The 13313-nt window shown below is 37.2% G+C and carries 14 protein-coding genes; 2 read left to right on the top strand and 12 right to left on the bottom strand.

What is annotated here, in order from left to right:
• Window positions 1-390: 390 nt before the first annotated feature.
• From ACFFHF_RS19550 to ACFFHF_RS19525, 6 genes are all read right to left on the bottom strand, one after another.
• On the bottom strand, window positions 391-792 hold the full coding sequence (locus ACFFHF_RS19550) for a hypothetical protein (protein ID WP_160549845.1): 402 nt from the start codon (window positions 790-792) through the stop codon (window positions 391-393).
• Window positions 793-1122: 330 nt separating this feature from the next.
• Window positions 1123-1845, bottom strand: coding sequence for a YwmB family TATA-box binding protein (locus tag ACFFHF_RS19545; RefSeq protein ID WP_160549846.1), 723 nt, complete (start codon window positions 1843-1845; stop codon window positions 1123-1125).
• 139 nt (window positions 1846-1984) lie between these two features.
• Window positions 1985-2116 (bottom strand): hypothetical protein, encoded by a 132-nt coding sequence (locus tag ACFFHF_RS19540; RefSeq protein WP_340906795.1) that lies wholly within the window; start codon window positions 2114-2116, stop codon window positions 1985-1987.
• A 12-nt stretch (window positions 2117-2128) separates the two neighbouring features.
• Window positions 2129-4561, bottom strand: a complete 2433-nt coding sequence (locus ACFFHF_RS19535; RefSeq protein WP_160548480.1) for a heavy metal translocating P-type ATPase — start codon at window positions 4559-4561, stop codon at window positions 2129-2131.
• An 80-nt stretch (window positions 4562-4641) separates the two neighbouring features.
• On the bottom strand, window positions 4642-4848 hold the full coding sequence (copZ, locus tag ACFFHF_RS19530) for a copper chaperone CopZ (RefSeq protein WP_160548479.1): 207 nt from the start codon (window positions 4846-4848) through the stop codon (window positions 4642-4644).
• A gap of 15 nt (window positions 4849-4863) precedes the next feature.
• Window positions 4864-5211, bottom strand: a complete 348-nt coding sequence (locus tag ACFFHF_RS19525; RefSeq protein WP_160548478.1) for a metal-sensing transcriptional repressor — start codon at window positions 5209-5211, stop codon at window positions 4864-4866.
• Between the two features lie 346 nt (window positions 5212-5557).
• Here ACFFHF_RS19525 and ACFFHF_RS19520 point away from each other — a divergent pair, with 346 nt between their 5' ends.
• Window positions 5558-6475, top strand: a complete 918-nt coding sequence (locus ACFFHF_RS19520; RefSeq protein WP_377058893.1) for a plastocyanin/azurin family copper-binding protein — start codon at window positions 5558-5560, stop codon at window positions 6473-6475.
• A gap of 88 nt (window positions 6476-6563) precedes the next feature.
• Here the strand turns inward: ACFFHF_RS19520 and ACFFHF_RS19515 are convergent, their stop codons facing one another.
• From ACFFHF_RS19515 to ACFFHF_RS19505, 3 genes are read right to left on the bottom strand one after another with little or no spacing between them, the layout of a single operon-like run.
• Window positions 6564-6950, bottom strand: coding sequence for a RidA family protein (locus ACFFHF_RS19515; RefSeq protein ID WP_377058872.1), 387 nt, complete (start codon window positions 6948-6950; stop codon window positions 6564-6566).
• 32 nt (window positions 6951-6982) lie between these two features.
• The gene (locus tag ACFFHF_RS19510) at window positions 6983-8269 is read right to left on the bottom strand and encodes a cation:dicarboxylate symporter family transporter (protein WP_160548476.1); all 1287 of its coding nucleotides are present in this window, start codon (window positions 8267-8269) and stop codon (window positions 6983-6985) included.
• 29 nt (window positions 8270-8298) lie between these two features.
• The gene (locus ACFFHF_RS19505) at window positions 8299-9390 is read right to left on the bottom strand and encodes a threonine synthase (RefSeq protein ID WP_160548483.1); all 1092 of its coding nucleotides are present in this window, start codon (window positions 9388-9390) and stop codon (window positions 8299-8301) included.
• A gap of 194 nt (window positions 9391-9584) precedes the next feature.
• On the opposite strand from ACFFHF_RS19505, the gene ACFFHF_RS19500 reads away from it, so the two are divergent.
• Window positions 9585-10454 carry a LysR family transcriptional regulator gene (locus ACFFHF_RS19500; protein WP_377058870.1) on the top strand — a complete coding sequence of 290 codons (870 nt, stop codon included), beginning with the start codon at window positions 9585-9587 and terminating at the stop codon, window positions 10452-10454.
• Between the two features lie 176 nt (window positions 10455-10630).
• On the opposite strand, the gene ACFFHF_RS19495 is transcribed toward ACFFHF_RS19500, so the two are convergent.
• The 3 genes from ACFFHF_RS19495 to ACFFHF_RS19485 form a co-directional block, all read right to left on the bottom strand.
• Entirely contained in the window at window positions 10631-11254 is a 624-nt protein-coding gene (locus ACFFHF_RS19495) for a nitrite reductase (protein WP_377058892.1), read from the bottom strand.
• A gap of 330 nt (window positions 11255-11584) precedes the next feature.
• Window positions 11585-12322 (bottom strand): urease accessory protein UreH domain-containing protein, encoded by a 738-nt coding sequence (locus tag ACFFHF_RS19490; protein WP_377058869.1) that lies wholly within the window; start codon window positions 12320-12322, stop codon window positions 11585-11587.
• A gap of 37 nt (window positions 12323-12359) precedes the next feature.
• A complete protein-coding gene (locus ACFFHF_RS19485; protein WP_377058867.1) occupies window positions 12360-13178 on the bottom strand; it encodes a C39 family peptidase in 819 nt (272 codons plus the stop codon).
• Between the last annotated feature and the right edge of the window lie 135 nt (window positions 13179-13313).

Here is a 13313-nt window from a genome sequence, read left to right as displayed (position 1 = left end):
ATTGATTCGAATAAATTCCCTATACCATCTTGTAACAGCAATTCTTCTCCACCTAATGCCTGTAGTACCGATCCAATTGACTGGACGATATCTCCTGTTACTGCTATTTTTGAGAACTAAAAATAGAATACTCGTTTGTATTGTTTATTTGGTTTGTAACTCCAGTTGCTTCAAGCAACTATCCTATTGTTTGGCCCAAATTCCATTTAGTATTTTTTTCTCCCCCTCAGAATCTCCGTTTAAAGAATATAATATAGTCAGTAAAATAGCTTCGGCAATAACCACAACTGTTTGAATCCACTGAGTAACTGCAATTTGTTTTTTTATTGGATCTTTAATAAATCATTGTCATCTTTAATTTCTGTTTTACTTTACTTTTAGCCATCAACCTCACTCCCAAAACTCTTTCAAGTTCTCGCTCAAAGCTAAACTACTACATTTTGAGAGTAGTGATATTAAGATTGTTCCTATTTTTCTAATTACTTCTTCCTCTTTACTTTTACCCTTAAGATATAACTCAATTTTACTTATTTCTTTGTTAACGTCGATTGATTTCAACTGTATTGCATAGGCAGTAATTAGTTCTTCAAATGAATCTAGTAATTTTATATGTTCAGGGTTAAAAACTAGTGGTGCTTCCACCTTTTTTAATTGATTAAACGCCTCTTCATATATATTAATAAGATTAAGTATTTTTTGAATTATATTATCTTCCCTTTTATTTTGGTTATTCAAATCAGAAATTCTTTTCCCTATTTTAGACAATTCCCTACCATACTCGGCGATTATCAAATGTAACCTCTCCTTACCATTGATCAATTGCATTTTTGTTTTAGTGTATGTAAAAGTGCCTAATGAGGTTATGGTTTTTTGATTTAAATTTATACTCGAGCAGGAAGATAAAGATTGAATTGGGAAAAAGTAATCGATTAAAACCTAAGCAGTGACAGCTCGTTTTCCTTTTGAAAAGACAATCTATCAAAGCCATATTTTAAGTCTAGGGAGTTTTCGGTCACTCTAATACTCTTGGCTCTCCTACTATGCCGCGAATAATTTAACTTTTAAATCTATTAAGATCATTCGAGTTCCAATAACATACTCTTGTTTAACTAAATTTTCATCTTAATACTCCACGGTAATAATAGGACTACCAATAGTTAGATTTATCTTAGATTCGTCTACATTTTTTCTTAGTGCCAACTGTAGATTCATTTTTTTATGATTGGCAGTAGGAAGGAAATATTCCCAATTGTCATTAAAAGCTGAAATCGATACAAAATCTTCTTCTTTTAAGCTTTCGACTTGAACCGATGAAAGTTCGTCCAATAATAAATTCGCTTTCTCGTTTAAGTCGGTCATTCCTGAATCACTTAATTTTGCCTTTACAGTAAAAAATACATCCTTTTTGTTGTTCAACTTTTGAAGAATGTCAAAATAGGTATTCTCCGACCACTTTTTACTTGTATAGCTATATGTCTGTAGAACTTTGTATCCTTCTCCAGATTTATATGCGGTTAATGTTATTAGTTCCTTTTCCTTTACGTTTTCTACAGCACTGCCAGTAATTTTTATATGGTGTTCCTTCGAATCATCTTCAATCCATTTGAAGTTAGGATAATCCTGCTTAAGGCTTGTTTCCATCTTTCTATATTCTTTTAGTGTTTTTATGAGTTCCGTTTCCTCACTATAATAAATTGTCCACTCACTAATAATGCCTTTAGCTTTTTTAATGGTATTAACTGTACTAATTACTTTTTCCTCTTGTGCTTGAACCTCACGATATTTTCCATAAAAGCTAAACAATAGAACTAATCCTATAAAAATTAATAGTAATGATTTTTTCATTTTTCTTCCCCCCTGCCCATCATTATGGGCAATCTAGTAAAATATATACCTGATAATCTAATAAAAAAATATTTCCTCATAAAAAAACAGGTCCTTTAAAAGGACCCGTTGTAACAACAATATAGTTAAATCTATACTTTTATTTATCTTCCATTTGCATATTGGAATGATCCGCCTCATCAGTAGGCTCCCCTGCAATAGAAGAGTATGCGTAGTATGCCCCAACAACAACCACAAGATAAACTAGTGCTGAAATTACCCATTTTTTCATATACACTTCTCCCTATAATTTTACTCGTTGCAAACGTAATGCATTGAGAACTACTGACACAGAACTGAAGGCCATTGCCGCTCCTGCAAGCCAGGGCGCCAAGAAACCTAAAGCAGCTATTGGGATTCCTAGAGTATTATAGGCAAATGCCCAGAAAAGATTCTGTCTAATATTTCGAATGGTCTTCTTACTCATAAAGATAGCATCTGCAATGCTGTTAAGATCTCCACGTATAAGAGTTATATCCGCTGCTTCCATCGCCACATCCGTACCTGTTCCGATTGCCATCCCAATATCTGCTATGGCAAGTGCAGGAGCATCGTTAATGCCATCTCCTACCATGGCTACTTTCTTGCCTTGTTGCTGAAGTTTTTTTACTTCCTCGGCCTTCCCTTCTGGCAATACTTCTGCAATGACATTTTCGACCCCAGCCTGCTTTGCTATGGCTCTGGCTGTTTCCTGATTGTCACCTGTAATCATAATAACTTCAAGACCCATATCTTTTAGGCGCTGGATTGCTTGGGTTGATGTTTCTTTTATTGTGTCTGCCACCGCAACGATTCCAGCGTAATTGCCTTCTATGGCTGTTAGCATAGCTGTTTTCCCTTGCTTTTCTAAATTTCCCATAATGGGTAAAATATGATCTACATCTACATTGTATTTTTTCATCAAACGACGAGTCCCGACAAGGATCTCTTTTCCGTTAACAATCGCTTTTATTCCGAATCCTGGAATAGCTTCAAATTCTGAAACCTCTGCAAGACTAATGTTTTTTTCTTTTATCCCTTCTACAATTGCCTCGGCAAGTGGGTGTTCTGATTGTTTCTCTGCAGTTCCCACTAGTGTTAAGAATTCCGTTTCATTTAAATCAGTGATTACATCCGTTAAAACCGGTGCACCGTTTGTAATAGTTCCTGTTTTATCTAAAATAACCGTGTCAATTCGGTGGGTCATCTCTAAATGTTCCCCGCCTTTAAATAAAATTCCAAACTCTGCAGCTCGGCCTGAACCCGCCATTATGGAGGTTGGAGTTGCAAGACCAAGGGCACAAGGACATGCTATAACAAGAACGGCAATCAGTTTTTCTAATGCCTCTGCAAAATTCCCCGGTGCCACCCATATATACCACACGAAAAATGTCACAACTGCAATCCCGACAACAATGGGAACGAAAATCCCCGAGATGGAATCAGCTAGACGTTGGATGGGTGCTTTTGAGCCTTGAGCTTCTTCCACCACCTTGATAATTTGGGCAAGAGCTGTATCTTTGCCAACTTTTGTGGCTTTAATTTTGATAAATCCATTCTTATTAATTGTTGCACCTATTACACTATCGCCAACAGTCTTATCGATAGGAACACTTTCACCTGTAAGCATTGACTCATCTAAAGCAGAGCGACCCTCAATAATCTCTCCATCAACAGGTACCTTTTCACCTGGTTTAACGAACACAATATCCCCTGCAACTACTTCTTCAAGGGGAATTTCAATTTCTTCCCCTTCACGTAAAACTTTAGCTGTTTTTGCTTGTAAACCCATCAACTTCTTAATCGCTTCTGAAGAACGACCTTTTGCTTTTGCTTCAAATAACTTCCCTAAAATAATTAATGTAATTAGGATTGCACTTGTTTCGAAATATAATCCAACTGAATGAACATCTGTACCAAGCGTTTCAAATGCAAGATACACACTATAAAAATAAGCTGCTGAAGTACCAAGTGCTACTAGTACATCCATGTTGGCACTAAAGTTTCTTAACGCTTTATATGCTCCTACGTAAAACTGCTTTCCGATATAAAACTGGACAGGAGTTGCTAAAGCCATCTGGACCCAAGGGTTCATTAGCGCATCTGGTACATAAATAAACGCTGTAAAGCTGAAATGTCCTACCATGGCCCACAGAAGTGGCAGGGAAAGTATCAGTGAAAAGATAAATTTCCCCTGCTGATTTTCTATTTCTTTTAAGCGCTGATCCACTGTTTCCTTTTCGTTGTCGTTGGTTTTTACTGTAGCACCATAGCCTAATTTATCTACTTTTTCAATCATGTCCTTTGTAGTCACAACAGAAGGATTATATTCTATCGATGCCTTTTCAAGTGCAAGGTTAACATTCGCATGGATAACACCATCAAGTTTATTTAGACCTTTTTCAATGCGGGTGGCGCAAGCTGCACAGGTCATCCCTGTCAGGACAAGTTCAGCCTTTTCAGTTATTACATCGTAGCCTAGATCTTGTACTTTTTTCTGAATTTCAGCGGGGCCCATTTTAGTTGAGTCATATTTAACGGTCGCCTTTTCCAATGCTAGATTAACGTTAGCGTCCTTAACCCCTTCCATCTTTTTTAAACCTTTTTCAATTCGGGTCGCACAGGCCGCACAGGTCATTCCCGTGATTTGAAATTGGTCCTCAGATACTTTTTCTTTTACAAGAACATTTTCACTCATATATACAACTCCTTATACCTATGTAGGGTATGTTTTTGTGAAAAAGAGAGAGTGCTATCATAGCACCTCATCTTTTTGTATTATTGAACGTCGTAACCTTGGTCATCAATTGTTTCTTTGATAGTATCAAGAGAAACTTCACTTGCATTATATTCTACATCCACTTTACTATCCTCAAGGTTCACTTTAACTTTAGAAACTCCTTTAAGTTCCCCTACACTTCCCTCAATAGCCTTTACACAGTGACCACATGACATACCTTGAACATTTAATGTAATTTTTTCCATCGATAACATCTCCTTTTATTTTTTCATTAATTTTTGAACCGTTACTAGTACTTCGTCTAACACTTCCATATCACCCTCTTGAATCCTCTCCACAACGCAGTTTCTTAGGTGGCCTTCAAGAAGAATTCTTGCAACACTATTTAAAGCGGACTGAGTAGCCGCAATTTGAGTAATGACATCATCACAGTAAGTATCTCGTTCAATTAACCCTTTAATACCTCGAATTTGACCCTCAATACGATTTAAGCGGCTAACCAAATTCTTCTTCACTTTATCAGAATGATGGCTTTTTCTGTCACTCGTACAGCAGTCATCTTCTGTGATTTCTGGATCGTCTTTCAACAATTCATTTTCCATAATCATTACCTCCTTGAGCTCATTATATTATACCCCAGTATAGTATGTAAATAGGTGAGTTTAATATTTTTTGTTTAAAGAAGTATCTTCAGCAAGAAATTAATCCCTCTGTCAGTCAAATTCATTTGTATGATGTCTTCCTCGTAATTATATTCTTTAAATTTTTCATACAATTATATTCCCATTCATATTAATCCATGGTTTCGCTCTTATGAATTCTTTTTTGTCCTTTTATCAATTATTTAGAAACTACTAAAGATATGTTCATCTGTTTTTCATTAAATATAAAGAATTTGGTATGGCTTGTACGGCTTAGTCATATCATTGTAGCAATACAGGAGGGTTGAATGTGATGAACATTTTTTATTATTTTGTATTAGGTACACTTGTTTGTATTATCCTTTTGGCTACATTTTTGTCTTTTTATTTTCGGAACAGACTAAAAAACATGGCTGGCATGGTTTTATCCATGACTATAGGAATGAATGTGGGTCTAACGGCCGGATTGCTATTCGGAACTATGTTACAAGGAAATTTGTATCTTTCTACCCTCTTAGCTATACTAGCTGGTGTTATTGGAGGAGCTATTTGCGGTCTTGGATTTGGGGTTTATGCCTTTTTAGAAGGTCTAATGGCTGGTCTTATGGGTGGCATGATGGGTGCGATGCTAGGAGAAATGGTTTCAACAGTACAGGCGCACACCCTCATTAATATTTTTCTTACCCTTTCAGTTAGCTCCTTGTTATTATTTCCTGCACTAAGAATTCAGGCTAAAACAAAAGAAATAGCTAACAGAATATGGTACACCAAACCTGCGTTTGCCTTTCTTATCCTCTCCGGTATGTTGATATTCGGCAGTCAGTTCAGTAAGGTACAAGTCCAGTCAGAATCAAATATATCCAACCCAGAGGATAAGTCTCAACAACCGAGTGATATACAGCCGGAAAATGCTATGATCCGTGTTCAGGCAGCTAATTTTCTTTATAACCCTCAAAAGATCATCGTAAAAGAGGGAGAACAGACTTCCATTACATTGGATAACCTTGATTCTGTTGAGCATGATATTGAAATTAAAGAGTTTCCTGTTGAGAAAACTGAAGTGGGGCATGCGGGACATGGAGAAAACAGTCCAGATTTCCATTTACATGCACCTGCAAAAGACACGACAACATTAGTTTTTACTCCGTTACAGAAAGGGACGTATGAGTTCTATTGCACCATCCCGGGTCATAAAGAAGAAGGAATGACAGGTGTTATCGTTGTAATATAAATGGTTTTGTAATTCATCCTAAAATCTAAAAAGCTCTGTTGTGAATACCTTCGCAACAGAGCTTTTATTCTTATCAGGCTTTTCTTAATTATCTATTGTTACTCAAAAAGGCTATTGCCTCTAGTTCTATTGCCACATCTTTTGGAAAACGTGAAACTTCAACACATGAAAGTGCAGGACGATGGTCTCCAAAATAAGAAGCATAAACCTCATTAATCTTCGTAAACTCATTAAGGTTTGTAATAAATACTGTTACTTTTACCACGTCGTTTAGACATGCTCCCCCACCCTCTAAGACTGCTCGGAGATTATTGAATGCCTGGTGGGTCTGCTCTATTATATTCCCATTTATTATTTCTCCTGCTGGTGTTAATGGTATTTGTCCGGATGTAAACAAAAAAGAACCAACTTGATAGGCCTGAGAATATGGGCCAATTGCCATAGGAGCGCGGTTAGTGTGAACTTCTTTCCCCATATTTATTTCTCCTTTTTATTTTATATTTGTAACTATGCCTTTAAGGTCTCATTAGACTGTACTACCTCGGGTATCTTATTCATACGCCTATCAATGACACTCGCACATACCGCATCTCCTAAGACGTTGACTGAGGTTAAAGGCATATCTACCAATCTCCAGAGCCCTAATATAATAGCGATTCCAACACCATCAATAGGGAGACCCACTGCTAGAAATATCATAGAAAGTGATACAATTCCACCACCTGGGATTGCTGGTGCTCCAACCGAGGCTAAAAGAGATATTAAAATGATTGTAAGGTATTGCATGAGTCCAAGTTCTATGCCATTCAGTTGAGCTACGAATACGGCTGCAACACCATGGCTCAAAGACGCACCATTCATGTTCATTGTCATCCCAAGAGGAAGGACAAAAGCACTGACATTCTTGGATATTTTTAATCCTTCTTCACAACAACTCTTAGTAATTGGTAACGAAGCTGCACTACTGCTTGTAGCGAATGCTGTGCCCATAGCAGGAATCATTTGACGTAAAAATGCAACTGGACGTAAATTAGAAAAGAAAGAAATCATAGAACCATAGGTGAGTACCACGTAGATTACCAAACCAAGGACAATAGACACTACATATTTTGCCATCGAACCAACCAAATCAAGACCAGCAGTCCCCATAGCTGTAGCGACAAGTGAAAAGGCAGCAAAAGGTATGACTTTCATAAAAATAAGAACCAGTTTCATCATCACTTCATTTAATTGTGAAATAAAGTGTTTTATTGTTTGACCTTTTTCTCCAACAAGGGCCAAGGCAATACCAAAAAGCAAGGAAAACGTTAGAACCTGTAACATGTTTCCTGAAGCCATCGCTTCGATTGGATTACTAGGTATAATGTCTAGTAACGTTTCCCTTATTGTTGGTACCTCTTCTGATCCAGACGTGGAACTACCATGCCCCCCATTTTCCCCTTGTTCTAAAGAAGCAGTATCGGGTAACTGTACGTTTTTACCAGGTCCTACTGCTATAGCCGTTAAAATTCCAATTGTACACGCAATAATAGTGGTAATGACAAATAATGAAATGGTGGTTAGCCCCATTTGACCAAGTTTCTTAGGAGTCCCTGCAGACGCAATACTGGTAACCACTGCTGAAAAAACTAATGGGACCACTACCATCTTAATTGCCTTAATAAACAATTCACCAACAGGAGCGAAAATGTAGTTATTTAAGATTTCGTAAATTCCAGGTGTGTATATGCTCAATCCCAATCCTGTTAAAATACCCAGTAAAATAGCTATTAGTGTTCTGGTGGCTAATTTCATTCTTTTTCCCCCTTTTATAAAAATGCTATTTATACTCCTTTATAACCGTGTGATGTAAGCATAAGAAGAACCTTGTCATTTTTATTGATTTCTCCCGATTTAATCAATTTTGATGCTGCCGGCCAGGTGACCGCCGCGGAACCTTCGAGAAATAAACCTCTTTTTGCTAAGTCCTTTTGTGCTTGTTCTACTTCAATATTAGGAATAGAAACGGCTCCTCCACCTGATGAATTAATAGCGTGCATCGCTTGGTAGGTAACTGTATTTCCTCCAATTGAAGGCATTTGACTGGAATCCCCTTTAAATTCCTCTCGATAGTCACTTCCTTGAAGAACTTGTGAAAGACGAGGAAAAGGTTCTACTGCATATAAACGAGGAATTGAATTAATCCACCCCATTCTCTTTGCTTCTATAAACCCTTCCCATATCCCCCATAGCAGGTCACCTCTCGTGCAAGGGATGATAATTGCAGTTGGCAAGTTAGCTTTCATTTGCTCAACAATTTCAAAAGCAACTGTAACATATCCTTGAACACCGAACAGATTGCTTCCTACTGGAGGGGAGCTGTAGTTTGTAGCAGGATAGGCCCCCTCATTCTCTACTTGATTTCTTATTACCTCCCATCTTTCCTTTGAATTGGATACTTTGATAATCTCTGCCCCTGAAGTACGAATTGCTTTCTCCCAGATTCGGCCAATTTTTGGTGTGGTCACAATTTTGCATTGCAGACCACCAGCTGCTGCATAGGCCGCCAAAGACGCACCTGCATTTCCACTTGAAGCAGCGACAACTGTTGTTCTTTTTAGTGAAGCAGCCCTTGCAACGATAAGAGGGCTCATTCTATCTTTGTGGGATCCTGTTGGATTTTGTCCTTCATTTTTTAACCACAACTCAGGGATACCTAATTCATCCGCCAGTCCTTCCAAATGAATGACCGGCGTTCCCCCTTCACCGAGGGTGGGAAATGAGCGGTAGGGTAATCGGTCGATATATCGAAACATCCCCCTTGCTTTTTGATCGATATCCCATGAATTCTTGTAGTCAAACAGAATCTTTAAACTGGCAGGGTACCCATCATCTAAACAACGGGGACACCCTTTAAAGTAATCATCCGGTTCCAAGTGATGTTCACACCTAATGCAAGTGAGAGCTTTTATAAGACCATTCCAATTGTACACCTTATCCCTCCGTAATTAATTTTAATATTTTGAATAATTAGAATTAATGTTAATCTTAGAGAAAGTGAATGAATTTGTAAAACGAATATTTTAAATATGTATTATCAAGATTTTAAATAAGTGAAGGAGGCATTTTAATGGATATTGATCAACTAAGAGCTTTTGTTCTTGTTGCAAATACGAAAAGTTTTACTCGAACCGCAGAACTTTTAAACGTTGTTCAATCAACTGTTACAACTAGAATACAAATGTTAGAGAGGCACATTGGAAAAGAATTGTTTGAAAGAGATAAGCGAAACATTAAACTAACGGAGGCAGGAATTATTTTTCTCCCTTATACAGAGAGAATATTGGAACTTACTGATGAAGGAACAAAGCTTGTACAAGTAGAAAACAGCTATAAAAATCATATCGTTATAGGGACAACTCATGCTTTATGGGATTATGTATTATTCGAAGCAGTAGATGCATTCCAAAAATCACAGTCAGAAACCTCACTTGGGATGATCACTGAACATTCCAATATTATTATCAGAAAAATGATTGACGGCTTAATTGATATGGCAATTGTCTTCTATCCTGTCAATCATACGAAAGTTACGATGGAGCTAATTATTGAAGATACTTTTATTTTGGTAGCTAATCCTCAATTTGGATTTAAGAAACCTCTTGTCCTACCAGAGGACTTACGTAATCTATATATTCATTTAGACTGGGGTGGGTCTTTTTCAGATTGGTTTAGTAAGATCACTTCGAATCAACTAAATTACCAACTACAGGTTGACCATGTTTCTCTTCTTCTGAAATTTTTACATTCCAGACATGGTGTCGGTTTTCTTCCCAATTCTGTAGCAAAGCGTCTAATATCTGAAGGGAAAGTTATTAATGTTCCATTTGAAGCAAACGTTCCTGTTCCGAGCAGATCTATTTATTTGCTGAAAAGGAAACAATCATCTACATATAGCAACATGGAGGTACTTTCAGATTATATTAAGGAGGTTTTCTAAGTTTTTAATCGAGGACACCATGTTCTCCTTATTATCAATAAAAAGGCCAAGGAGAGAGAGTTCACTCCTCCATGGCCTATTGAAATCTATATAAAATGGTGACAATTATTAAAAACAAAAATCTGTTTCTAGGGGATTGGCCAGCTTTTCTAAATAGATAGATGCCCATTGGTTTTCTATTGGTTAATACTAGCCAAAAGTTCGTCTGCCCCAAATCTTTTTACAAATTTATGAAAGGCTTCCCGTTTCTTTCCTTGCTCATTATAAAGATTAATAATCTTATCAATCGCTTGATACAGTTCATCAGGTGTAAGTTGTTCCATTAGCAATATCCCAGCTTCCGCGTCTTTACCTTTTGATTTTCCTCCAACATAAAGGCTATAGGAATCTTTAATTTTCATGACTCCAATATCATTAATCATTGGTTCACCACATCCAATTGGACAACCGGTGTAGGCAGGTTTTAACGTAAAAGGTACATGTTTTCCTGCAATCCGCTTATTTAGTTCAATGGCAACCGGCATCCCCTCTTCTTCAGCGCCTTTACAAAAATTACAGGTTCGTAGACTTTTCACATAATTCCCAACTGGGTAACAGCTTAAGCCTGCTTCTTCAAATTCAGCAATTATTTCTGTTTTTCTTTCTTCTGGAATTTCAATGTATAATTGCTGGAATGTTGTGAGCTCAAGCTCCTCCCCTTCCTCCAGATATTTTGCTAAAACGATCAGTTGCTTGGCGGTTAGCTTTGCACCGAATTTGATTCCTCCGTTGACCGCAATTTTAATCTTTTTATCACTCATCATGGTAGTTCCCCTTTCTTAACCCTAAGTTATTTAATAATTCCTTTTTTAACTTTTAAGCTTTAATTTTAAAGACTAAATTCCACTTTCGTCCTATGTTTTAGGGTACCCCTCTATAGTATAATTTATCCTTTTACCGAATGTAAATAGGTGTTTATAAAAGTTTTTCTGGTTAGTACGGGAGATTACTAAATTTACTAAGGGTCGTTTAAGGTAAAAAAAGGCATAAACTCGGTCCAATACCGCGTTTATGCCAACCACATTTCGCTTAAAGAGAAAAATAGTCTAACTTTATAGGGGAACTTCAGCTTCAGATGGCTCTTTATCCAATTAAATCCCCCAATAAGTTAATGTGTCCAGGACTCCAATTAAAAGCATGACTACTCCCGCCAACCTCTGAACGAATAACCCCAATTTTCTTCCGTTCTTTTTCAACAATTTACCACTTAAATCAAAATACCATATTAAGAAGATGGAAAGGATTAAAGGGATCGATGTACCTACAGCAAAAATAGCTGGAAGAACTGGTCCGTAGGGTACAGCTAGTGCGATAGGCATTAGAGTGATAAAAAACAATACAAACATTGTCGGGCAGAAGCCAAGGGTAAAACTCACGCCCATCAAAAATGCCCCTATCTTCCCTTTTTTCATGAACTTATTTGGAATACTTCCTAAGGTAAGAGATTTTCTGAATTTGACTATTCCAAGCATAAAAAATCCGATAATAATAAGTAACGGTCCAAAAGATTTTCTTATCCAGGGAAAGAACATGGTTAACGTTGATTTGGCCTCATTCCCCACAACCCAAACGATTAGACCCAATAAGGCGAACACAACGATTTTCCCTAAGATAAAAAAGAGAACCTCCCTCCAAGCGAGCCCTTTTTGAACCGATTGATTCCCATATATCGTAATAGCACCCAAATTACCTGTAAATTGACAGGGTGCTAACGCTCCTACAAGGCCCAAAATTAAAGCAGACAGGAGAGGAATACCCTCCGTTTCTCTGAAAATGTTGATTAATGGTTGGCTAAATAAGTTACTAATCTGACTAAATATCTCGTACATAAAAGCTTCCCCCCCTTTTATTCTGAGTTTTTACAGCCTATTTACTCCCTTCTATCGTGTTAGCATCAGGAAGAAGACTGATGGCCTGACTTCCCATCTGCTTCCACGCTTCTATAAATGGATCCTTTGGCTTCGCTAGATTCTTAATACCTGTGATGGGATCATTGAAGTAGATGTATTTATTATCGTAACCTGTTATTAATACAGAATGTTCTTTATAGGTAATCTTCACTTCTCCACTAGGTGTCTTCCAAGTTTCAAAGGCATTTTCAGAGAGTGGTTGATAAGTAGTATTGATAATTACCCAAACTGGAATTTCAAGTGACAAATAAGTTTTCAATTCTTCGAAATTTCTCCCTGTAAGGTCAATAATTTGTCCGGGAAGAAATTCTTCTGCTAGCTTTTTAATAGGTTTATGATACACTCCATAACCGGGATTGCTGTATGAATACATATCACCTATGTATCCATCATTGGGGTTTCCCCAATATATCGTTCCATTTTCTTTTTTCAAGGGAGTAGTATTCTTGATAACTCTTTCCGCCAGTTCCATTTTTCCAATATCGATACCTTTATACTGGAGAAGCATTGCGAGACTAGTAACCTCACATCCTCTCGGAAGCTCCGGAAATTGTTTTACAATTGGAGCATCCAACAACACATTCTCCTTTAATTGCACAACTAAATTATTCATACCAGATGCTTTTACAGTTTCCACCTTATTATCCTGAGAAATTCTATCTAGTAGGTTCCTCACTCCTCCCTCATTTTTAATTATGGCAAATAGAAAATAACTGATCGCTGAAGCAACAATGATTAAAATCGATAATGCTATTTTTCCTACTCTTTCCCCCAAGATAAAATCTCCCTCTATAAATGTTGATATATCAACGGTTTGACCCGTTGGTGGAGTGTCAAAAAAATATTTTTCGACACGCTTCCTAACAATATTTTTATATTATGTGAATCTATTCCATCATATGGGTACGCT

This window comes from Robertmurraya beringensis, from assembly GCF_042433785.1.
Taxonomy (GTDB): Bacteria; Bacillota; Bacilli; order Bacillales; family Cytobacillaceae; genus Robertmurraya_A; species Robertmurraya_A beringensis.
Note: the sequence above shows the minus strand (reverse complement) of the source record. Positions and strands in the feature narration are given on the sequence as shown.